Raw genomic sequence first — 24,243 nt, 5'->3', positions numbered from 1 at the left:
ATTGCGTACTTATTAGGAATATTCACTTTACACTGTTTAAAACTTAGTCTAATTTAAAATTCTCTCTCACACATACATACCACTCAACGTAATGTTGAAATTGTTTAACTTGCGCATTGAATCTTGCGCTGTTGACACTGGAGTTGTCACATAAGATAAACATTCAGTTGATTAAATAGGCAAATAATCTTCAAAGCTGAAATGCAGTTTATTTCACAAGCAAGAACTTAATGCGTAAATTCTTTAGGAATAAGGCAAGGCAATGCTAAATAAGCGATTCTTTAAGACCAAAGCAGAAGCTGAAATAACTTTCGAGTGTGAGTTTAAAAATGCGGATAAAATCGAACTGGTTGCTGAGTTTAACGACTGGCAACCAGTTGAGATGAAATTCGTTAAATCACGTCAAGTATTCAAAAGTAAATTTCGCTTACCAACAAATAAACAGTATCAGTTCAGATACCTGATAGATGGTGAAGTTTGGGAAAATGATAATCAAGCTGATGGCTACAAAGCAAATGGGTTTGGTTCAGAAAACAGTTTAGTGTCTACCATAAAGGAAGTTGGTATTCAGAATGAATGCATTTGAACAACTTTGCTATTTATACGGCATAGGTTCTGAGTTCACAAAATATACTGGTGAAACAGTTAGGTTTTCTCAGCAAGTTAGAGAAGCGGCTTTAAAAGCATGTGACATTGATTTTTACTCTAATAAATCAATACATGCTTTGAACTACAAGTTAGACGTTGCGCCATGGCATTCGCTATTGCCAAGTATCAGTTTAGTTGAACAATCAGAGCCTCATCTTACGATTAGGATAAAAGACAATCAAAAATACGGGCCTTTATATTTAGAGGTATCTGAGATTGATTTAAGTGTCGAATTATCGTTTAAAAAAGCAGTTTTTTCTGGTGAATATATTGATGCCGATAACCGTTTTGTTGAGCTCAAGTTACCTATATCAAAACACCTGCCTACGGGTTATTTCACCGCACAGGTAACACTTGATGACGAAGTATATTTTACAGAGTTGTGGGTGACACCCAAAGAAGCTGTGGCTTTTAATGAACAAAAGCAATTTGGTGTTAGCGTTCAACTCTATACCTTAACTTCAGCAGAAAATTATGGTTTTGGTGACTTCTCAGATTTGCAGCAACTAATAAACAGCAGTGCAAAGTCGGGCATTGATTTTATTTTGTTGAATCCTTTACATCTTTTGTTTGAAGAGCAGCCACAAAGAGCCAGCCCATATAGTCCAAGTCACCGAGGGCTAATAAACCCTCTCTATATTTCGATAGCTGAATGCCTTACTCAGACTACCTTTGTACAAATGGCAGACGAACATAATTCGGCATTAGCAATTTTGAATGCTGAAAAACAGGCGCAATATATAGACTATGAACTAGTCGCAGAGACCAAATACAAGTTATTAAAGTCTCTTTATCGTCAGTTTAAGCAAAATGCCAGCTTAAAATTACAACGCAATTTTCGTCGATTTTGTCAAACCAAAAGTAATTTATTGAGCACTTTTGCAGATGATGAACGGGCAAAATTCTGGCAATGGCTTGCTCATGAACAACTAAATAAATGTCAAAAGCTGTGTTTGTCCCTTGGGATGAAAACTGGTTTAGTCAACGATTTAGCGGTTGGTTGCGCGAAAGATGGTCTTGAATTCTTAGCAAATCAGTCAATTTTTTCAAAGTATGCTGAAATAGGTGCGCCACCCGACCCTTGGGCTGAGAATGGTCAGAATTGGGGGTTACCAGTTATTGATCCTAAAAAAATGACAGATAATAACTTTGCTTATTTTAAGCAGTTAATAAAAGAGAACATGCAGTATTTTGGAGCTTTAAGAATAGACCATGTGATGTCATTAAGGCGTTTGTGGTGGTGCTTAACAGTCGATGAAGAACAAAATGGTTGTTATGTTTATTATCCGTTTGAATATCTTTTAGCTATCTTAAAAATTGAATCTCATCTCAATAATACTGGTTTAGTAGGAGAAGATTTAGGGGTCGTGCCGCCTGAAGTTACTGAAGCCTTGGCGATAAGTGGTATTTATGGAAATACTCTGTTTTATTTCGAAAAAAACCACTTGGGCGAGTTCAAACATGGTAACGATTACCGTGAAAATTGCATGTTAATGTTATCGAACCATGACGTCCCACCGTTTATTTCTTGGTGGTATGCTCATGACGTTGATTTGAAATTAAGTTTATCTCTTTGCAATGAACTGGAAGCCAATGAATTAAAGTCTCAAAGACTAATTGATAAACAACGCGTGTTGAATTGGCTCAATAAATCGCACCTTAAGTTAGAAAGCGATGTAGACGAGTTGTTTAATGAGCTAGTTAAAACACTCATTCAAACCCCACCTAAACTCTTTAGCTTAAATTTTGATGATTTAGCAAAACAAACCTTGCCTATTAACATTCCTGGTACAGATAAAGAATATAAAAATTGGCGACGTCGAATTCTCACACCGATAGAAGACGTTTTTGCCGTACAGCAAAGTTTACTCAATGATTTAACAGCATTAAGGAAAAGCAATGATTGACTCTTTGGCCCGCAAAGAAACTACTTACGACGCGCAAATAAAAGCATTACAACAAGGTCAATTTAGTGATCCTTTCTCTTTCTTAGGGTTACATGTTAACTCTGAACAGCAATTTGAAATAAGAGCATTTATTGAAGGGGCACACTCTGTCGAGTTGGTGAGCCCTTCTGGAAATATTAATTTCTCAAATATTAATGACTCAGGTTTATTTGTCCTAGCGCTAAAAAATGTCGATTTACCAGAGCGGTATCAACTGAGGGCGTTATACCACGATGGCTCAGACAACGTTTATTACGACCCTTACCAGTTTAATTCATCCCTAAGTCAGAATGATATGTATCTTTTTAATGAAGGCACCTTTGAACATGCATATCGATTATTAGGCGCACATTGTGTAGAGCAACAAGGTGTATCAGGTGTTAGGTTTGCTGTATGGGCGCCAAATGCTCAGTCAGTGTCTGTTATCGGTGAGTTTAATCATTGGCATGCTAATCAAAATTTCATGCGAAAACACCCTTCAAGTGGCATTTGGGAACTGTTTTTGCCAGAAATAGAAACGGAGCAATGTTATAAATATTCGATTACAGATTGCCACGGTAATCGTTTTGAAAAGGCAGATCCATATGCATTAAAAACCCAACAATCTCCAGGTACTGCATCCGTTATTCAAAAGTCGATCCCTCAAGTCTCCGTAAAAAAGAGTAAAGTTCAAAATACACTTAATAGAGTTGATGCGGCAATCAGTATTTACGAAGTACATCTAGGCTCTTGGAAAAGAAGAGAAAATGAAGGGGCGCGTTATCTTACTTATCGAGAATTGGCAGATGATTTAATCAATTATGTAAAAGAGCTAGGTTTTACGCATATTCAATTAATGCCAATCAGTGAGTATCCTTTTGATGGCTCTTGGGGTTATCAGCCTGTTGGGTTATTTTCTCCATCAAGTCGATTCGGCTCTGTAGATGACTTTGCTTATTTTATTGAGTCATGTAAAAAAGCGGAATTGGGCGTTTTATTGGATTGGGTACCGGGGCACTTTCCGTCTGATCCACATGGTTTGCATTGTTTTGATGGCACGCATTTATATGAGCATGCAGACAAGCGACAAGGTTTCCACCCAGATTGGAATACCTATATTTATAATTACAGTCGCCCTGAAGTTCAGTCATATTTACTTTCAAACGCCATCTACTGGTTAGAACAATATCAAATAGATGGCTTACGCGTTGATGCTGTTGCTTCTATGTTGTACTTAGATTACAGCCGTGAAGAAAATGAATGGGTACCAAATCATTTAGGTGGTCGAGAAAACTTTGACGCCATACATCTTTTACAAAAAGTAAATACCCGCAGTTATGCCAATCAAAACGACATCATGATGGTTGCAGAAGAGTCAACAGCTTGGCCAGGAGTGACCAATTCTGTTGATAATAATGGTTTGGGTTTTGGTTACAAGTGGAATATGGGATGGATGAATGATACGTTAAATTATATGAAGCGTGATCCAATTCATAGGCAATACCACCACCATGAAATGACGTTTTCGATGGCATACGCTTATTCAGAAAATTATATCTTGCCACTCAGCCATGACGAAGTGGTACATGGTAAAGGCTCTTTACTATCTAAAATGCCAGGGGACGATTGGCAACAATTCGCTAATCTAAGAGCGTATTATGCATTTATGTATGCGCACCCTGGTAAAAAGTTACTTTTCATGGGCGCTGAGCTCGCACCCAGGGAAGAGTGGAACCACAATGCTGGTTTAGATTGGGATTTACTTAACTCTGAAGCGCATCATGGTGTATTTAAAACAATTCAAAAGTTAAATCAAGTCTACAAAACATCACCTGCGTTTTATGAATTGGATCAGCAATCTGAAGGGTTCAAGTGGATTGACAGTGATAATAGTCAGCAAAGTATTTTCAGCTTTGTCCGTTTTTCTAAAACTAAAAATCAGCATATCGTTGTAATCTCTCATTTCACCGGTCAAGTTTACCACCAATTTAGAATGGGGGTGCCAGCTAAAGGTGTATATCAAGTAGCCCTAAACACTGACGATGAGACGTTTTGGGGCAGTGGTGTTAATGCAGTTGCACACACTCAGCAACTTATAGAAACACAAGATATCGCCAGTCACGGCTTTGAGCAAAGCATTCAAATAACTATCCCGCCTTTATCTACACTTTATTTAAAGTTCGTGACGGGTTAAGAATGCTGATTTCTGGTAAAGGTAATAGCTCACCCTTAGGCGCTTCACAGTCAGGTAATTCAGTGAACTTTGCCGTATATGCTCCACAAGCTGCACATGTTTCACTCTGTTTATTTGATGACAGTGGCTTTGCTGAAACAGAGCGTTTGGCTATGCATTTACACGAAGGGGGGGTCTGGTCAGTCTGTGTTGACGGTTTACATGAAGGTTGTATTTATGGCTTCCGGGTTAATGGTAATTATGATTTGAGTTCTGGTCAGTTACATAATGAACATAAATTATTGCTAGACCCCTACGCAAAAGACCTTCAAGGTCATTTTTATTGGAGCGAAAGGCACTTTTGTCATTTACCCGTTGGGCATTTCAATAATGCTGATAATGCCTTTGATATGACGAAGTCGAAGCTAACTTTACTTGAAAAATATCAAGGAGAAAGGCCGAATGTTAAATGGAGTGAGACTGTTATTTACGAGTGTCATGTTAAAGGCGCGACGAAATTAAATAACAAAATCCCGGAAGCGCTGAGAGGTAAATTTCTTGGCCTTGCACATGAGCACTTCATTCGTCATTTAAAGTCTATGGGTATCAATGCAATCGAGTTATTGCCTGTTCATAGCTTTATCAGTGAACAGTTTTTAACAGCCAAAGGCTTAAAGAATTATTGGGGCTACAATACACTTAACTTTTTTACCCCACATAAAGAATACCTTGTTGATGGAAATATTGATGAATTTCAGCAAATGGTTGGGCTGCTTCATAAAGCGGGTATAGAAGTTATCATTGATGTTGTCTTTAATCATACCGCTGAAGCAGGCCTTGAAGGTCCAACGTTGTCTTTTAAAGGGCTTAATAATTCTGGTTATTATCGATTGTTAGCAGATAGTTGTGATTACATTAACGATACGGGGTGTGGTAACACAGTCAATATAGATGACCCATATACGCTAAAACTCATACTAGATAGCCTACGTTATTGGGTTGAATATTACGGGGTTGATGGTTTTAGGTTTGACCTCGCCAGTATTCTCGGTAGAGGCATAAAAGGCTTCAATAAAGGTCACACCTTCTTTCAAGCAATCCATCAAGATCCTATTATAAGTCAATGTAAACTGATCGCTGAGCCTTGGGATATTGGTCCTGGAGGCTATCAACTCGGTGCGTTTCCAGCCCCTTGGCGTGAATGGAACGATAAATACAGAGATACTATTCGTCAGTTCTGGCAAGCCAAGCAACATATCCTTCCTGAATTGGCTAAACGTATTCATGGTTCAAATGACTTATTTGAACACAACTTGCGAGGTCCCTTAAATTCAATCAATTTCATCACCAGCCATGACGGTTTTACACTCAAAGATTGGGTGAGCTATGCAAATAAAAACAATCTTGCTAATGGTGAGAACAACCAAGATGGTCACAATGACAATCACAGTTTCAACTGCGGTATTGAGGGTAAAACCCAAGATGTTGACGTTAATGCTCTCAGATTAAAACAGCAAAAGAATGCACTTATCACGCTTTTTATGTCTTGCGGTGTGCCTATGATTGCCGCAGGTACAGAGCTTTGCCACTCTCAAAAAGGTAATAACAACGCCTATTGCCAAGATAACGACATTAGTTGGTTAAATTGGGAAGAGCAAAACAGCCACGATTTGAGAAAGTTTATTGCTAGACTTATCGAGATAAGGCGTTGTTTTGCTATTTTCAAGCATCCTTTTTTTGTACATCAAGAAGACAGCGATTTTTCTGTGCATTGGTTTGATGAACACTCTCAGCCTATGGATACGATTAAATGGCATGACCCAACTTCGCAATTTTTAATGTGTCGCTTGGATGATAACAACAATAAAACGTCTCTTTTATTACTTTTAAATGCAGGCGAGGTAACAATTAATGTCAGTCTCCCCAAAGCTACACAGAAGTGGCAATTACAAATCACTTCTGAGCCCTTTGATAAATTCAACCAAATAGATCAAGTTTTAGATATTTCAGCGCAATCAAGCTGGGTTTTTTCTACTAATTTTGAAGGAAATGATAATGAGTCATAAAAATTCAAATGGACAAGTGCCTGATACAGCCAAGGTCGACACCTTGTTAGCTGATGTCAGTGAAGATCTAAATCGACATTTTTACTATACCTTAGGGCGAGATAAAAACGTCGAATCTAGACTCTATTTATATCATGCTCTGGCATTAACAATTCGAGATAGGCTGGTAGCTAAATGTAGAAAAACTAATGAGATAAGAAATCAGCAGCCTACCAGAAAAGCCGCGTACATTTCACTCGAGTTTTTAATGGGGCGAGCGCTCGGTAACGCTATTTTGAATCTCGATTTAGAACAAGATGTAAAAACAGCGCTTGAGCAATATAGTGCAGAGTTGGAGTGTGTAAGTAGTGCAGAGCATGATGCAGGTCTTGGCAATGGAGGCTTAGGTCGACTTGCAGCATGTTTTTTAGATAGTTGTGCAAGTTTAGCACTTCCGGTTGTTGGGTATGGTATTCGCTATGAATATGGCATGTTTAACCAATCTATCGAAAACGGTTATCAAGTCGAGCATCCAGACAACTGGTTACGTGAAGGGCACCCTTGGGAGTTGAGTGCGCCTGAACAGTCAAAGCGAGTTAAGTTCTTTGGTCATGTTGAGTCATATGTCGATAAGCATGGTAGAACACATAGAGCGTGGGTGAATACCCAGGATGTTCTTGCTGTACCTTATGATGTACCAATTCCAGGCTATAAAAATGACATTGTTAATACATTGAGACTTTGGAAAGCAGAAGCAACAGATGAGTTCAATTTAAGAGAGTTCAATGAGGGTAGTTATTCTGATGCTGTTGCGCAAAAAAATTTAGCAGAGCAAATTTCGATGGTGCTTTATCCCAATGACAGTAGCGAAAACGGTAAAGAGTTGAGGCTTCGACAACAGTACTTTTTAACCAGTTCGAGTTTACAAGACATTCTAGATGATTGGGTGGCCGAGCATGGTGAAAATTTTGATGATTTTGCAAAATTTCATGTATTTCAGTTAAACGATACACATCCAAGTATTGCAGTGGCAGAACTTATGCGTTTGCTGATTGATGACTATGAAATCGAGTGGGATAAAGCGTGGGAAATCACCACAAGTACCATGGCATACACGAATCATACCTTGTTACCTGAAGCATTAGAGCGTTGGTCAGTTCCTTTATTTGAAAGACTTTTACCTCGCTTACTAGAAATTATTTATGAAATTAATGCCCGTTTCTTAGGGCAGGTTGCCATTCACTGGCCGGGCGATGTTGCAAAACAGAGAGAACTTTCTTTAATTGAAGAAGGGGATGTACCACAAATTCGTATGGCATATTTAGCAATCGTCGGAAGTTTCTCCGTTAATGGTGTTGCCGCGCTTCATACTGAGTTATTGAAAAGCGGTCTTTTCAATACCTTTTATAAGCTTTGGCCTGAGAAGTTTAATAACAAAACCAATGGCGTAACTCCTCGAAGATGGCTTGCACATTGCAATCCTGAGCTTAAGTCTTTAATCAGTGAGTATATCGGCAATGAGTGGATTTCAGATTTCAGTAAGATTAAAGACTTGCGTCGCTACTACGATGATAAGGAGTTTCAAGGCAAATGGTTTGAAGTTAAAAAAGCTAACAAAGACAAGCTTGTTGCTTTAGTTAAATCACAATGTGGTGTTGAGTTTGATTCAAATATGATGTTCGACGTGCAAGTGAAGCGTATTCATGAATATAAACGTCAATTATTGAACATCCTTCATGTTATTCATTTGTACATTCAGATTTGTAAGGGCAAAACAGAAAACCTAACACCGCGATGTGTTTTGATTGGTGGTAAAGCTGCGCCTGGGTATTACATGGCTAAGCAAATCATTAAATTAATAAACAATGTTGCAGAAGTCATAAATAAAGATGAAAGGGCTAAGCCTTACTTAAGAGTTGCATTTATTCCTAACTACAATGTTACGGCGATGGAAACGATTTGTCCGGCGACCGATCTATCAGAGCAGATTTCAACCGCAGGCAAAGAGGCATCGGGCACAGGCAACATGAAGTTTATGATGAATGGCGCCATTACAATCGGCACACTCGATGGTGCGAACATTGAAATTTTAGAAAATGTTGGTGCAGATAATTTCTTTTTATTTGGTGCAAAAGCAGAAGAAACCAACACTATTAGGTCACATTATGATCCTCAAAAAGTTATTCACAACAGCGAAAACTTGAGCGCCGTATTTAAATTGCTTGAAAGCGGTCACTTTAATTTATTCGAACCCAACATCTTCGACGACATTATTAATGCTGTTAAATGCCCAAGCGACCCTTGGTTAACCGCTTATGACTTTGACAGTTATTGTCAGGCGCAAAGTAATGCGGCCAAAGCGTATCAAGATAAAGTTCATTGGACTCAAATGAGTATTCTCAATACTGCGGCCAGTGGCAAGTTTTCAAGTGACAGAACTATTTCACAATACAGTGAAGAGATCTGGCATATAACGCCAGATACAACAAAGATTACAGACAAGGAACAAATGGAGAAGCAACATGCCTAGTTATGAAAATCGTTATATTAGTAATTTAACCAGAGAGACTTATGCCCTGATTTTAGCGGGCGGTCGAGGCTCTCGTTTACATGAATTAACTAACTGGCGTGCAAAGCCTGCTGTCTACTTTGGCGGTAAACATAGGATCATCGATTTTCCGCTTTCAAATTGTATAAATTCAGGTATCAGACGTGTCGGCATTGCCACACAGTACAAGTCTCACTCACTAATTCGCCACGTTAATCGAGCGTGGGGACATTTTAAAAAGGAGCTCGGTGAATCTGTTGAAATCTTACCGGCATCTCAGCGTTATGGCGATGAATGGTATTGTGGAACAGCGGATGCGGTATTCCAAAATATGGACATTATTCGTCATGAATTGCCAAAATATGTCATGATCTTATCAGGAGACCATGTTTATCGTATGGACTATGGCGCGTTGCTCGCAAAACACGTTGAAACCGGTGCAGATATGACAGTATGTTGTATTGAAGTCCCTTGTGAAGAAGCGGCGAATACGTTTGGTGTGATGACAGTTGATGACAGTAACCGTGTCAGACGGTTTGACGAAAAGCCTGCTGAACCTTCTTCTATTCCAGGAAAAGAAGGGACTTGTCTAGCATCAATGGGCAACTATGTTTTCAATACTGAATTCCTATTTGAGCAATTAAAAAATGATGCAGAACGTGAGGGGTCAGGCCGCGACTTTGGTCACGATATAATTCCTGCCATCATAGAAGAACATAACGTGTTTGCATTCCCTTTCAGAGAACCAACACAAAAAGGTCAAGCTTACTGGCGTGATGTGGGCACAATTGACTCATTCTGGGAAGCAAATATGGAACTCGTTTCTCCTGAACCTCAATTAGATCTATACGACCCAAGCTGGCCAATTTGGACTTATCAAGAGCAGCTTCCTCCAGCCAAGTTCATTTTTGATGATGAGGAAAGACGCGGTATGGCTGTAGATTCAACGGTTTCTGGTGGCTGTATTATATCTGGTTCTGTTGTGCGTAAATCATTACTGTTTTCAAACGTTCATGTTCATTCTTATTGTACTATTGAAGGTTCAGTGATCCTACCCGGTGTTAAGATTGGCAGAAATTGTAAAGTTAGAAATGCCATCATCGACCGTAGCTGTGAACTTCCGGAAGGCATAGTGATTGGTTATGACTCAAAAATTGACGAAGAGAATGGTTTTAGGGTGTCAAAAAAAGGCATTGTTTTGGTGACGAGAGATATGCTTGCTGCTTATAATCAACGTCAAATAGAAAATGAAGAAAAACAAGAGCTTTCAGTAGTTTAATAAGGCATTATATGCATATTTTAATGGTCGGTGCTGAAAATGACCGATTGCCGAACTGTAAAGTTGGGGGGGTTGCGGATGTTATCCGTGACATCCCTTATGCTTTAAGTGGACATGGCTTAACAGTATCTGTTGTAGTACCAGATTATGGTCAAGAGCAATTAACTCGACATTTTATCGCAGACATAGCAGTGCCTTTTAGGCAACATTTAGAGACAGCGAGTTTGTGGTTAGTTGAATCAAGTGAGGGTGTAAATCAATATGTAATTTCACATTCTTTGTTTTCAGACAATGGTGGGAAGATATATTGTGATGATGGTGCAAATAGACCTTTTGCCTCTGATGCAACGAAATTTGCTTTTTTTAGTGCTTCAGTTTGTGAAATTATAGAGCACAGGGTAATTGATAACCTAGATGTTATTCACTTACATGATTGGCATGCTGCGGGTGTGTCTGTGCTTGCTAAGTTTAGCCCACGATTTGTGTATTTAAAAACGTTGAAACTTGTATATACAGTGCACAATTTAGCCCTTCAAGGTATAAGACCTTTTAATCATGATGAATCAAGCTTAGAAGCCTGGTTTCCAACCTTAAATTATGATGGTCATCAAATTTGTGATCATCAGTATCCTCATTGCTATAACCCGATGCGTAGTGGTCTCAACTTATGTGATGTGATCCATGTCGTCTCAACTACTTACAGTTTTGAGGTACAAGAGACAAGCCGACCTGACGAAGGTTTTTTTGGTGGTGAAGGCCTGGAACATGACATGCGTTTGGCAGCGGGTCAAGGTAGGCTGTTTGGTATTCTAAATGGATGTAATTACAGTGCAGCAGATAAGGATAAGCTCTCTTATAGTGAGTATCTAACTGAAGCGGAAAAATGCATTTTTAAATGGATGTCTAAGTCTAACCTTATCGAAACCAAACATTATATTGCTCACCAAAGAGTGTCTAACTGGAAAGCTTTGAAAGAGAAAGCCATCGTCTCTAGTGTTGGCCGTATCACGGATCAAAAAGTGCTTTTGCTAATGCAAAAATCTGCAAATGGTATTGTACTTGATGATTTAGCTCTAGTTGCGGATAAGTTTAATAGCAACATAGTTATACTAGGAAGTGGCGATCCATATATCGAATCGCAATTTATGCAAGTGATGGCAAGAAGAGACAATGTTTTATTTTTAAATGGCTATGATCAAAAGCTTGGAGATACACTATATCCATTAAGTAAGTTATTCTTAATGCCGAGCTCATTTGAGCCTTGTGGTATAAGCCAAATGCTTGCTATGCGTGATGGACAGCCATGTTTAGTGCATGGTGTCGGTGGGTTAAAAGATACAGTTTCGCATAACGAAACAGGCTTTGTCTTTAATGGTGAGTCATTAGTTCAACAAGTAGAAAATTTAATCGAATCATTTGAACAAGCTTTGTCATTACTCAGTACCAATGAATCACAATACAATGTTATTTCGAGGAACGCTGAGTCTGCCCGTTTCGAGTGGCATGGATTAGCGCAAGAATACATCTCAAAACTGTATAATTAATCTTTACTTATTTGGCTGAAATGAGTAACTATGCTTATTTCAGCCGTATTCCTATTTATCTTTTGCTATAATTTTAAATTAATGACTTTGTTTTTAGTTATTTAGTTGGGTTTTTTTGTCTTACTATAATGCTATTATATTAAACGTTTCATATTGAAAAGATGTAATTGGGAAAAGGAGCTTATGCTTGAAAGTTTTTGTAGCAAGACAAGCTATTTTTAATAGAAAAAAGCAAGTTGTTGCCTATGAGCTACTTTTTAGAGATGGCTCGAGCAACAGTTTTCCCAACATTGCTGAAGATAAAGCAACTGCAAAACTTATTCTTGATAATCAGTTAAATCTTGGGACGCGGTATCTTACATCCGGTAAGAAAGCTCTTATTAACATTGGCCCTGAATCTTTAAAGCAAGAGCTTGCAACATTTCTTCCTGCTAATGATGTTATCCTAGAACTGTTAGAAACGATCCAACCTACGAAAGAAAACTATGAACGTGTTAGGAGTTTGTTTCATCAGAATTATAAACTCGCCTTAGACGACTTTGTATACGAAGAGGGCTGGCAGCCATTTTTGAAATTAGTTCGCCTAATAAAATTCGATGTGATGCAAAGTCCGCTTGATACACTTGGTCCTATTATTGATGAATTAAAACAGCAAAAAAATATTAAACTCTTAGCTGAAAAGATAGAAACTGAAGAAGAGTATGAAATAGCAAAAACAATGGGTTTTCATTTTTTTCAAGGTTATTTTTTTGCAAAACCCCGTGTTATTGAAGAAAATGATATTGAATTCAACTACACCATCGTCATGCTCATTTATACTGAAGTTTTAAAACCCAATCTCAATGTGACTAAAATTGCGCAATTATTTTCCCAAGATACGGCGTTAGCTTATAAATTGTTGCGATTAATTAATTCAGGTGTATTTCCTATAAAAAGTAAAATTGAGTCTATTAAGCAAGCTTTGGTTTATTTAGGGTACGAACGTACTAAAAAGTTTGTGGGCTTGATCATGACGGCGCATGTTGCCAAAGGCAAACCAACAGAACTAACTAGAATGAGTATTGTTCGCGCTCGATTTTGTGAACTAATTGGCAGTAAGGCTCAACCAAATTCAGGATCAGCATGTTTCTTAGTTGGTCTATTTTCATTACTTGATGCAATTTTAGATAGGCCAATGGAAAAAGTTGTCGATAAATTACCTTTTCCTGAAGAGCTTCAAAAAGCCTTGTTAGGTGAAGCAAACTTTCATTACTATGTCTTAAATATCGTGAAAGCCTATGAATCAGGGAGCTGGTGGAAATTACAAAAAGCGTGTCAATATATAAACATCAGTGATGAGTGCTTACCTGAATTTCACGCTTCAGCCATCCTGTGGGCAGATATGTACAAAGATAAAGCATTTTAGGTTCAGTCAATGAGAAGAAAAATTTAAATGTGGTTTCAATTAAGGTTGCTCTTTTTATTTCTGTTTATGCTTGCTTTTAATGTTGCTGCAAAGCAAACCGTTTTGTTTGTAAACCCTTCAGTGGTCGATGACCCTTTTTGGCGAAAAGTACAGACTATTAGTCAACATGCCGCTTTTCAATTGGGCTTTGAACTGGATGTGATTTATGGTGAAGGCAATCGCCATATTCAATATCAAGAGTTAAAGAAATATCTCGAGTATCAAAAAAAACCTGATTACACCATTTTGATCCTTTACCCTGGCGCAGCGTTAGAAACACTAAAATTACTTGAAAAATATAAAGTGCCTTCAATTACTTTAGAAGAGACAATTTCTGGAGAAGAAAAGCAACAAATAGCAAGCCCTGGTGAAAATTTTAAATCTTGGCTAGGTGAAGTCTACCACGATAATTATCAAGCCGGTTATGACCTAGCGGAAGGCTTATATAATTCAAGCAATAACAATAAAAGCCTTAAAGCTGTGCTTGTTAATGGTCATTATGGCTCTGAGTCAGATATGCGCGCAAAAGGCGCCGTTGACTTCTTTTCTTCTAAAGGTGTGACAGTTGCACAAGAAGTCCACGCGTCTTGGTCTGAATCTGTTTCAACTGCACAAACTCTCAAACTCCTTAAAAGACATCAAGATATTAATATTGTTTGGGCTGCTTCAGATCTTATGGCTATTGGCGCAATGAAAGCATGCAAACAAGCCTGCACAGAAAGTCAGAATATCGTGTTTGGTGGGTTTGACTGGTTATCAATAGGCCTAGAAAAAATAGCCTCAGGTGAAGTACAAGCAAGCGTCGGAGGGCATTTTATGATGGGGGCATGGGCGCTTGTTAGTTTATTTGATCATCACAACAAACACCCTTATTGGGCTGAACACACAAAATTAGTAATACCTATGGGTATTATTACCAAAGACAATGTGCAAAATTATCAATGGATGAAAAGTAATCCTAATTGGGGGCAAATTGACTATAAATCTAAAAGTTTGCACCTAAATAAACAATCTGAATATCAACTCCACTTAATTCCTAAGGTTTGGCAGAAAAATTAGAGAAAATTAAATACTAATCCTTTAAAATACTGCCAATTGAATTTTTGGGATTGTCTTTTGACTGCTACAACACGTTTAAATAAATACATTAGTGAAACAGGTTTTTGTTCTAGAAGAGAAGCTGACAAGCTTATTGATGCTGGACGTATTAAAGTTAACGGTAATCTACCCGAAATGGGTGTGAAGGTATCTGACGCAGATACGATTCTAATTGATGGCAAACCGCTTAAAGCAAAGCCTAAACGTGTTTACATTGCTTATAACAAACCAGTTGGCGTGACCTGTACAACTGAGAACAAAATTAAAAGTAATATTGTCAGTGCGATAGATTACCCAGAACGTATATTTCCAATTGGTCGACTCGACAGGCCTTCTGAGGGGTTAATATTTCTCACAAATGAAGGTGACATCGTTAACAAAATTCTACGTGCCGGTAATAACCACGAAAAAGAATATGTGGTTACAGTTGATAGAAGCATTAATAAACGTTTTGTTGAAAGAATGGCTGGTGGTTTGCCAATCTTAGATACGGTAACCAAAAAGTGCTTCGTGAAGCAGACCGGCGATAAGACTTTTACCATTATCCTCACTCAGGGTTTAAACAGACAGATCCGTCGAATGTGCGAATACCTTGGTTATGAGGTAACAGCGCTGAAACGCGTACGTATTATGAATGTTAACTTGAATGGATTAAGACCAGGTCAATGGCGACATTTAACTGAGCAAGAAATGGCAGAAATAAACAAAGCCATAGAAGGGTCAGCAAAAACAGAAGAAGGTTCAGTAGATAGCAATAAAAAAATCAAAAAGCCATCAGATAAAAAAGCTGTGACGCGTTATACCGATGCAAGGTCTAAAAGAGATGGGCAGCAGCCTAAGAAGAATTCAAGAAAGCCTGCAGAACGAAAAAAAGGCACCTTGTCTTTGAATCGCAAATAAAAATAGTTTTAAGCTAGCTAGCTAGATTTAAATTAACTAGTTCTGAATTATTAAAGCATGCAAATACATAAGTAATTGCATGCATAAAAATGGCCGATTAAGGCCATTTTTTTATTTTTGTTTAATCGAAAAAAACAAACAGTAAATCACTGGTAAAACAATCAAGGTCAGGATTGTGGCGAATCCTAATCCAAACATGATAGTCACAGCCATTGATTTGAAAAACACATCAAATAGCAATGGGATCATGCCTAAGATAGTTGTGATCGCAGCCATCGAAACTGGCCTAACACGGCTCACACCTGAATCAAAAACTGCTTGATATGGTGATTTACCCTCACTTAACTCCAGATTTATGTGGTCGACTAACACAATCCCATTTTTAATAAGCATACCTGATAGACTTAATAAGCCTAAAAGTGCCATAAAGCTAAATGGTGCTTGAAACACGACTAACCCGGCTGTGACACCAATAATGGCTAAAGGCACGGTTGACCATATCACAAGCGGTTGTCTTACAGAGTTAAACAGGCAAACAGTAATGATAAACATGACCAAGTAACCCAAGGGTAATGAGCCAAAAATTGCTTTTTGTGCTTTACTTGAGGCCTCAAATTCTCCCCCCCAATCCAAGTGATAGCCTTTAGGGAGTGGTATCGCTTCAATATCACTTCTCACGCGTGCAAATAGTTTAGCTGGCGTTTCGTCGCCTATGACATCATGATCAGTCATGACTGTGATAGTACGCTTTCTATCTTTACGCATGATCAGTGGATCTTCCCAAGTTACTTCAAAATCATCAACAACCGTTGTTATTGGTACAAAGACATTGAGGATAGGGCTATATATTTGTAAATCTGATAAGTTATTTACCTGATTACGTTCATCAACTGGAGAGCGCGCAATAATTGGTAGCAGCTCTGTGCCTTCTCGGTATAAACCGACTGTTTTACCTGTTACAGAGGTAAGCAGTAAGTCATCTATGTCAGTCTTACTAATACCCAGTCTTCTGGCTTTTTGTTCATTAAATTGAGGACGGAGCACCTTAGTTCGCTGACGCCAATTATCACGAATGTTAAAAGCTCCTTTATCTTTCTGCAGAATTTGTTTAGCTTGCTCAGCAAGCTGTCTAAGTACAACTGGATCTCCACCTGAAAAACGAGCCTCAATCTTTGCACTCGTAGATGGACCAATTTCCATACGCTTCACTTTGATTCTGCCATCAATCGGCATATTCATTTCAAACGTTCTTAACTTTTCAATCATAACCGCAACGGAGTCACGGTCCTTGACTCTGATGATAAGTTGTCCATAGGCGTTGTATTGTTTTTCTGGCTCATAGGTAAGCATAAACCTAGGCGCCCCTTGACCAACTGTTGTTGTAACATCTTCAACGAGTTCGTCATTTAACAAGAAATTCTCAATCTGAGCTATGTTGTCCGCGGTACTACGAATATCAGCACCTTGATAATGCCAATAGTCGACATAGAACATGGGTGTATTTGACGCTGGGAAGAACGACTGTTTTACTTGGCCAAAGCCGATGACAGAAGAAACGAGTAGTGCAACCATGAGTAAAATGGTTGAAACACGGTATTTAAGCGCGGTACTTAACAGTGCTTTATAGACAGTAAAAATAACGCCTTGATATGGATCTAATGCTTTTTTATCGCTACTTTTTGTTTCTTTGAACATGAGGTCAGCAAAAAATGGCGTTAATGTAATTGCAGTAACCCAACTCAACATCAATGAAATTAGCAATACCCAGAATAAAGAGCCTGCAAACTCACCGCTTGCATCACTACTTAAACCAATAGGCGCAAATGCGGTGATCCCTATGATAGTAGCACCAAGTAGTGGCCATTTAGTTTGAGCGACAATATTTACAGCGGCTTGAACTTTAGTTTGTCCGCGCTTTAGATTGATTAAGATACCTTCAGTGACGACTATGGCATTATCAACCAACATCCCTAGTGCAATGATCAGTGCACCTAAAGAAATTCTTTGTAAATCTATGGCGTACAATTTCATGAATATAAACGTACCAAGTACCGTAAGGAGCAGTACACCACCGATAAGAATGCCACTTTTTACGCCCATAAATACCAGTAATACCACAATCACAATCGCGACGGCTTCAACTAAACTAACAATAAAACCGTTAACTGACTTTTCTACTTCGCTTGGTTGATTATAAATAGACGAAATTTCCATACCATGTGGACGCTGATACTCTAAATCAGCAAGATGTTTATCGATTGCTTTACCAATATCAACAACATTCACTCCGGAATTAAATGAAATCCCTAATAACAGTGCCTGCTGCTCATTGTATTTAGTTAAATGAGTTGGGATTTCAGCAAACTCTCTTTTGACTGTCGCGACGTCCCTTAAATAGATTAGCTCATTGGCACCAGGGCTTGAAATTAATAAGCTTTCTAATTCAGATACATCATGGAACTCACCAGTTGGGTGAAAACGGATTGACTCATCGCCAACTCGTATTTTGCCCGCATTCGAAACATGGTTTTGAGATTGTAACAGAGAAAAAATTTGTGCTGGCGGAATACCCAATTGCGATAATTTTTGCGTTGATATTTCAACTATAACCTGAGATTGCTGAGTACCAGAGACTGTGACTTTACTCACCCCGTCAACAAGTACGAGTTCACGCTTTAAGTAATCAACATAATCTTTTAATTCACTGTAAGAGTAGCCGTCACCAGTTATCGCATATAACACACCATACACGTCGGCAAAGTCATCAATTATATTAGGTGTAGAAACGCCTTGAGGAAAACGTCCTGAAAGGTCGTTTACTTTTCTTCTTAGCTCATCCCAGATCTGTTGTAAATGTTGCTTTCTATAAGTACTCTTCATTTCAACAGTTATCTGTGATTTTCCTGCAGAAGAAATTGAAGAAATAGTATCGACATAGGGTAATTGCTGAATGGCATTTTCTATGACGAAGGTGACTTCTTCTTCTACTTGTTCTGGAGACGCACCTGGGTAATAGGTGATGACCATGGCTTTTTTGATCGTAAACTCAGGGTCTTCTAGCTGCCCTAAGTCTAAGTAAGAGGCAGCGCCTGCTGTTAAAAGCAATAGCGCGAACATCCAACTAATGACTTTGTTATCAATTGACCATTTAGCTAGACTCATTATTATAAGCCTCGCTCTTTAACCCAAGGTTTTACCTTTAGACCTTCAGACAAGTGATATACGCCAGCCGATACAACTTGTTCGCCAACGTTAAGGCCTTTAAGTACGTCAATTTGGTCTTGATAGATATTGCCAACCGAGACTTTGCGCTTAGACAAACTCTGTGTATCTGGATTAAAAACCCAAACATATGCGTTATTTTCTAACTGCTCTGTATCAGAAGAGAAAACTGCAGAGGCAGGGACGGTGATTGCATTGCTGTGATGTTCGGTGATTTTTGAAAGGTCTATCGAAACCTGACCCGTCATCCCCTCAAATAAATTAAAGTCTTTAGGAATGGGTAATGAGAAAACTACCTTATAACTTAGAGTGGCAGGATCTGCCTGTGTGTCCCATTCTTTGATTGATAGATTATACGCTTTGTCTGGATAACCATCAAAGGTAACAGAAGGGTGATAATCTAAATCTTTTTTAACTCTGGCAACTAAACGTTCAGGCACGTAAATAACCACATCCATCATATCTCTGCTTTCTAGACGCAGAATATTTTGCTTGGCAACGATATTTTCGAAGTTCTTAACAAAGACTTTGGCAACCGTTCCTGAGAAAGGCGCGCGAAGCTCACTATTTTCTAAATTTGTTTTAGCGATTTTAAATGCCGATTCAGAGACTTGTTTGTTAGCAAGGGCTTGGTCAAACTCGGCTTTGGTTGCAATAGAACGTTTAAATAATGAATCCACACGCTTGAGTTGAGCACTAGCAAGTTCGAATTGTGCTTTACGTTGCTCATACTGTAATTGAAAATCTTCTGGATCTAATTTAGCGAGTAGGTCGTTTTTATAAATAGTTTGCCCAGCGCGTACAGGGAACTCTATGAGTTCTCCACTGACACGAAAAGCCAAGTAAGAGCCTTGGTTAGCCACGACTTCTGCTGGAAAGCTGCGAATATTGTGCGCTGTAGGATCTTTCACTTCGAATAGTTTTACTGGTCGTATGACCTCTATTTTTTCTGACTTTTCATTTTCTTGACTGCAGCCTAGTGTCAAAACTGTAAGCAGTGCGATAACACTTAACCTCAACATGGTTCACTCCATTTAGTTAGCTCTGAAAATTTTCGGTAAGGATAAGAAAAAACCTGATAAAATTAAAATTATTAAAAATTGTAAAGTTGATAAGTTTAATTTATGAAGTTGGCAGATCTCGAAATACTCGATGCAGTTGCAAATTCTAAAAGCTTACAAGAAGTTGCATTAAGAATGCACAAGACCCAGCCGGCCATTTCTCAGTCAATTAAAAGACTAGAACAAAACCTTGGGTTTAGCATTGTAGATAGGGAAGCATATCGATTAAAACTCACAGAGCAAGGTAGGCATTTTTATTTAGAAGCAACCAAGTTGCTGGCTATTCGTGATGATTTGAAAATTCTGGCCAATGAATTTGCTGAGGGTAATGAAGCTAAGTTTAGTATTTGTTATGAACCCATTTCTTATCAGAATATATACAATGAAGCAATTGGAGATATTTTTAAAACGTATAAGTCTACTGAATTTTCAATTACCAGTGGCCCGCGTTTTGAAGCACTGCAACAAGTGAACAGTGGTAGAGCTGAATTAGGCATAGGCCCTTGGTTTGATTTGTTTCACGCAACGGGTGAGCTTGAAACGATGAAAGTAGGGGAGATAGAACTCGGAATTGTTGCAAAAAAAGGTTTGTTACCTTCATCTTTGCAATACGAAGCCTTAGAGTCCTATCCATGTATTGCGATGTTTGAAAGTGCGTTTGCTTTTGACAGTGAGCGTTTGGCTTACACGCTAAACACGAATCGCATGAAAGTAGATGACCTGACCTCTATGAAATCATTTTTGTTGTCAGGCTTAGGGTTTGCACTAACCAGTCTCGCACATTGTAAAAATGATATTGATAACGGGGAATTAGAGCGAATAAGGATTGTAGATAGACAAGACAGTTTCACAGCTAATATCCATGTGTTCAGAAAGCATACGAGACACCATGGACCTGTAGCTAGAGCGATTTGGTCTAGATTTAAGCAATTAGGTGAAAAATATGGTTGATGATTTTGAATCACGAGTCCATACCATTATAGGTGCAATCCCATATGGTCATGTCGCAACGTACGGACAAATCGCAAAATTGGCGGGGCAAGCCAATTACTCTAGAAAAGTGGGCCGCATTTTAAAAACGTTGCCAAAAGATTCTAAGTTACCTTGGTACCGAGTTATAAACGCTCAAGGGAAAATTTCATTTCCGGTGGATAGCAGCAAGTTTTTTGAACAGAAAGAAAGGCTTGAGAACGAGGGCGTGATTTTTCTAAATAACAAAGTGAGTTTAAAAGAATTTAAGTGGCTTGATTAAAATAAACTCTAAAACAACTCGAAAGCCCTTTGTTTACGGTATTTAATGCGATTTTTCATAAAAATCTGTAGTAAATAGTTGCACTAAGCCGAAAAATACATAAACATAGGTTTTGCTTAGGCAAAATTACAATAAATAGGAATTAAATAATGAATAAAGCTCAACTAGTTGAAAAGATGGCAGCTGATGCTGAAATTTCTAAAGCCGCTGCAGCAAGAGCGCTTGAATCATTCACTGGTGCTGTTACAACTTCTTTAAAAGAAGGTAATTCAGTAGCACTGGTTGGTTTTGGTACTTTCTCAGTAAAAGAGCGTGCAGCTCGTACTGGCCGTAACCCTCAGACTGGCGCTGAGATCCAAATCGCAGCTGCAAATATTCCAAGCTTCAAAGCAGGTAAAGGTCTTAAAGATCAAGTAAATCAGTAATATTTACTTATATTGAATTGACAAAAAAGGGGCCTCAGCCCCTTTTTTTATTGTTAATTTAGGCTCTTAAAGCCTTATCACCGCGGCCGATCCCCACCGCACCAGAGCGTACTAATTCTATAATATCGCTCTCATGTCTTAGCATATCTAAAAACGATTCAATTTTTTCAGAGCTACTAAGCAGTTGCAGCGTATAGCTTTGTTTACCCATGTCGATAATAGCGCCTTGATAAACATCGGCAATACGCGTAACAGCGGCACGCATGGTTTCGTCTCTGGCATACACTTTAACAAGTAACAGCTCTCTTTCAATATGCTGAACTTCTGTTAAGTCCTGTACTTTAAGCACATCTACCAGTTTATTTACTTGTTTTGTTATTTGCTCGACGACTCTATCGTCACCATGGGTGGTGATTGTAATACGCGACAAGGTTTGGTCGTCGGTAGTCCCAACCGTTAAGCTGTCAATGTTATAGGCGCGCTGTGAGAATAAGCCAACAATTCTTGATAATGCGCCAGGCTCATTTTCTAAAAGGATACTTAAGATTCTACGCATTATGCTTTTACTCCTTTTTTCAACCACATATCGTCAATTGCACCCAGCTTTATTTGCATAGGATAAACATGTTCTTTTTCGTCTACACGAATATCTAAAAATACTAATCTGTCTTTGATAGAGAATGCTTTTTTAAGTGCTTCATCAAGTTGATCAGGTCTATCGACTTTAATGCCGATGTGGCCATAACTTTCTGCCAGAGCAACAAAATCAGGTAAAGACTCCATGTATGAACTGGAATGGCGACCACCATATTGCATATCCTGCCATTGCCTCACCATGCCTAATGAGCGGTTATTCAACGAAATAATTTTCACTGCTAAGCCATATTGCAAACATGTTGATAGCTCTTGAATATTCATTTGAATAGAGCCATCACCCGTTACACACAGAACCTCGTTTTCTGGGAAAGCCATTTTAACCCCCATTGCAGCGGGCAAGCCAAAGCCCATAGTGCCAAGACCACCTGAGTTAATCCATTGGCGCGGGTTTTTAAACGGGTAGTACTGGGCAGCAAACATCTGATGCTGGCCAACATCAGAGCATACGTAGGCATCGCCATTAGTAATATTGTATACTTTCTCGATGACAGTTTGCGGTTTTAAAACTTCAGGGTTGGTTTCATAAGCAAGACACTTTTGTGCTCTCCACTTTGTGATTTCTTCCCACCAAACCTCTTGTGCAGCTCTGTCAATGCGTTCTGAACTGGCGTTAATTGCACTTAACAATTGCTCGAATACAGTGGCAAGGCACCCTACTACTGGAATATGTGCTTTGATGGTTTTAGAAATAGAAGTAGGGTCAACATCTACATGCACAATGGTCGCATTTGGACAGAATTTTTTAACATTATTGGTGACACGATCATCAAACCTTGCACCTAGTGCTAAAATCACATCTGCATTGGCCATCGCTTTGTTCGCCTCGACACTGCCATGCATACCAAGCATGCCGATAAAGTTAGGGTGAGTGCCACTAATTCCACCTAATCCCATGAGGGTATTTGTGATTGGGGCGTTAAGAGTTTCAACCAGTTCTTTCAATTTATCTGATGTATCAGATAAAACAACGCCACCGCCAGAATAGATAACTAAGCGCTTTGCATTCAAGATAGCTTCAACGGCTTTCTTTATCTGTTTTCCGTGACCTTTAACACTAGGATTATAAGTACGCATTTCTATCTGATTAGGCATATTAAAGTTGAACTTTAACTGTGGATTTAAAATGTCTTTGGGTAATTCAACGACCACCGGACCTGGGCGACCAGAATTAGCTAGATAAAAAGCTTTGGCCAGAACTGTAGGGATCTCTTCTGCACTTCGGCAGTTGAAACTATGCTTAACGATTGGTCTTGAACAACCAACGATATCGGTTTCCTGAAATGCATCATCGCCAATGAGATTTGAAGGCACTTGGCCTGACAGTACGACCATTGGAATAGAATCCATGTACGCAGTGGCAATACCTGTAATACAGTTCGTTGCACCAGGGCCAGATGTGGCAAGGACAACCCCGACTTCACCTGTTGCTCTGGCATAGCCATCAGCCATGTGTGTTGCAGCTTGTTCATGTCGTACTAAAACATGCTCAATGTCGCTTTGTTGAAATAATGCATCATATAGATCAAGTACTGACCCACCAGGGTAGCCAAATATATATTCTACTTCTAAAGCTTTCAAAGCTTTCACGACTAACTCTGAGCCGTTAAATTGCGTTTGTACCATCCTCATTCCTCGGTGCAATCGTAAAAATAAACAAAAAAAAACCCCGCAATTGCGGGGTTTCATCGTAAATCAAGTTAATACGTCCCCGCTGAGCTTATTAAAAAGACCAGTACGAGCACGACATTTACAATTAAATTAGAAATCATAACTTGAAATAAAAATACTATTAAAATTTAAACAGAAACATTAAAGGTTTTTTATATGCATAAGTCAAGATGCTTTAAACTAAAGTTGCATAAAATTTCTATAAATTTATTTATGGTGATGGTTTGGTTGTTCTTATGGTCTATTTTTAGTAATTGAATGAATAAAGTATTTTTACTGCGACTTTATCTTGGTACAGACCTGTACCCTTTGTAGTGATAGTATCGAATTAATAAACTGATATCGGTGAAATAT

General features: G+C 38.7%; 17 protein-coding genes. 13 read left to right on the top strand and 4 right to left on the bottom strand.

Annotated elements, in window-relative coordinates:
• Window positions 1-262: 262 nt before the first annotated feature.
• The 10 genes from C1E24_RS05460 (at window position 263) to rluF (ending at window position 15,604) form a co-directional block, all read left to right on the top strand.
• Window positions 263-586: an isoamylase early set domain-containing protein gene (locus tag C1E24_RS05460; RefSeq protein ID WP_138479461.1), complete on the top strand. Its 324-nt coding sequence runs from the start codon at window positions 263-265 to the stop codon at window positions 584-586.
• A complete protein-coding gene (gene malQ / locus C1E24_RS05455) occupies window positions 573-2,555 on the top strand; it encodes a 4-alpha-glucanotransferase (protein ID WP_138479459.1) in 1,983 nt (660 codons plus the stop codon). Before C1E24_RS05460 ends, malQ begins: the two co-directional genes overlap by 14 nt.
• Window positions 2,548-4,767 (top strand): 1,4-alpha-glucan branching protein GlgB, encoded by a 2,220-nt coding sequence (gene glgB, locus C1E24_RS05450; RefSeq protein WP_138479457.1) that lies wholly within the window; start codon window positions 2,548-2,550, stop codon window positions 4,765-4,767. The genes malQ and glgB overlap by 8 nt, the downstream gene beginning before the upstream one ends.
• Window positions 4,768-4,769: 2 nt before the next feature.
• Window positions 4,770-6,812, top strand: a complete 2,043-nt coding sequence (glgX, locus tag C1E24_RS05445; RefSeq protein WP_138479455.1) for a glycogen debranching protein GlgX — start codon at window positions 4,770-4,772, stop codon at window positions 6,810-6,812.
• The gene (locus tag C1E24_RS05440) at window positions 6,802-9,321 is read left to right on the top strand and encodes a glycogen/starch/alpha-glucan phosphorylase (RefSeq protein ID WP_138479453.1); all 2,520 of its coding nucleotides are present in this window, start codon (window positions 6,802-6,804) and stop codon (window positions 9,319-9,321) included. Before glgX ends, C1E24_RS05440 begins: the two co-directional genes overlap by 11 nt.
• Entirely contained in the window at window positions 9,314-10,618 is a 1,305-nt protein-coding gene (glgC, locus tag C1E24_RS05435) for a glucose-1-phosphate adenylyltransferase (RefSeq protein WP_138479451.1), read from the top strand. Before C1E24_RS05440 ends, glgC begins: the two co-directional genes overlap by 8 nt.
• Window positions 10,619-10,629: 11 nt before the next feature.
• Window positions 10,630-12,162 (top strand): glycogen synthase, encoded by a 1,533-nt coding sequence (locus C1E24_RS05430; RefSeq protein ID WP_138479449.1) that lies wholly within the window; start codon window positions 10,630-10,632, stop codon window positions 12,160-12,162.
• Window positions 12,163-12,349: 187 nt separating this feature from the next.
• A complete protein-coding gene (locus C1E24_RS05425; RefSeq protein WP_138479447.1) occupies window positions 12,350-13,567 on the top strand; it encodes an EAL and HDOD domain-containing protein in 1,218 nt (405 codons plus the stop codon).
• A 27-nt stretch (window positions 13,568-13,594) separates the two neighbouring features.
• On the top strand, window positions 13,595-14,665 hold the full coding sequence (locus tag C1E24_RS05420; RefSeq protein ID WP_138479445.1) for an ABC transporter substrate-binding protein: 1,071 nt from the start codon (window positions 13,595-13,597) through the stop codon (window positions 14,663-14,665).
• A 57-nt stretch (window positions 14,666-14,722) separates the two neighbouring features.
• Entirely contained in the window at window positions 14,723-15,604 is an 882-nt protein-coding gene (rluF, locus tag C1E24_RS05415) for a 23S rRNA pseudouridine(2604) synthase RluF (protein WP_138479443.1), read from the top strand.
• 111 nt (window positions 15,605-15,715) lie between these two features.
• Here rluF and C1E24_RS05410 read toward each other — a convergent pair whose 3' ends face one another.
• Window positions 15,716-18,766, bottom strand: a complete 3,051-nt coding sequence (locus tag C1E24_RS05410) for an efflux RND transporter permease subunit (protein ID WP_138479441.1) — start codon at window positions 18,764-18,766, stop codon at window positions 15,716-15,718.
• A gap of 2 nt (window positions 18,767-18,768) precedes the next feature.
• Window positions 18,769-19,848 (bottom strand): efflux RND transporter periplasmic adaptor subunit, encoded by a 1,080-nt coding sequence (locus C1E24_RS05405; protein WP_138479439.1) that lies wholly within the window; start codon window positions 19,846-19,848, stop codon window positions 18,769-18,771.
• Between the two features lie 102 nt (window positions 19,849-19,950).
• Between C1E24_RS05405 and C1E24_RS05400 the strand changes: the two genes are divergently transcribed.
• From C1E24_RS05400 to C1E24_RS05390, 3 genes are all read left to right on the top strand, one after another.
• On the top strand, window positions 19,951-20,838 hold the full coding sequence (locus tag C1E24_RS05400) for a LysR family transcriptional regulator (protein ID WP_138479437.1): 888 nt from the start codon (window positions 19,951-19,953) through the stop codon (window positions 20,836-20,838).
• Window positions 20,831-21,139 carry an MGMT family protein gene (locus C1E24_RS05395; protein WP_138479435.1) on the top strand — a complete coding sequence of 103 codons (309 nt, stop codon included), beginning with the start codon at window positions 20,831-20,833 and terminating at the stop codon, window positions 21,137-21,139. Before C1E24_RS05400 ends, C1E24_RS05395 begins: the two co-directional genes overlap by 8 nt.
• Before the next feature lie 149 nt (window positions 21,140-21,288).
• Window positions 21,289-21,564 (top strand): HU family DNA-binding protein, encoded by a 276-nt coding sequence (locus tag C1E24_RS05390; RefSeq protein ID WP_138479433.1) that lies wholly within the window; start codon window positions 21,289-21,291, stop codon window positions 21,562-21,564.
• A 58-nt stretch (window positions 21,565-21,622) separates the two neighbouring features.
• On the opposite strand, the gene ilvN is transcribed toward C1E24_RS05390, so the two are convergent.
• Both ilvN and C1E24_RS05380 read right to left on the bottom strand, forming a co-directional pair.
• The gene (gene ilvN, locus C1E24_RS05385) at window positions 21,623-22,120 is read right to left on the bottom strand and encodes an acetolactate synthase small subunit (RefSeq protein ID WP_138479431.1); all 498 of its coding nucleotides are present in this window, start codon (window positions 22,118-22,120) and stop codon (window positions 21,623-21,625) included.
• Window positions 22,120-23,844, bottom strand: a complete 1,725-nt coding sequence (locus C1E24_RS05380; protein WP_138479429.1) for an acetolactate synthase 3 large subunit — start codon at window positions 23,842-23,844, stop codon at window positions 22,120-22,122. The genes ilvN and C1E24_RS05380 overlap by 1 nt, the downstream gene beginning before the upstream one ends.
• Window positions 23,845-24,243: the final 399 nt, after the last annotated feature.

The organism is Pseudoalteromonas phenolica, from assembly GCF_005876835.1.
In the GTDB taxonomy this organism is placed as follows: domain Bacteria; phylum Pseudomonadota; class Gammaproteobacteria; order Enterobacterales; family Alteromonadaceae; genus Pseudoalteromonas; species Pseudoalteromonas phenolica_B.
This window is presented reverse-complemented; position numbering and strand designations above follow the sequence as displayed.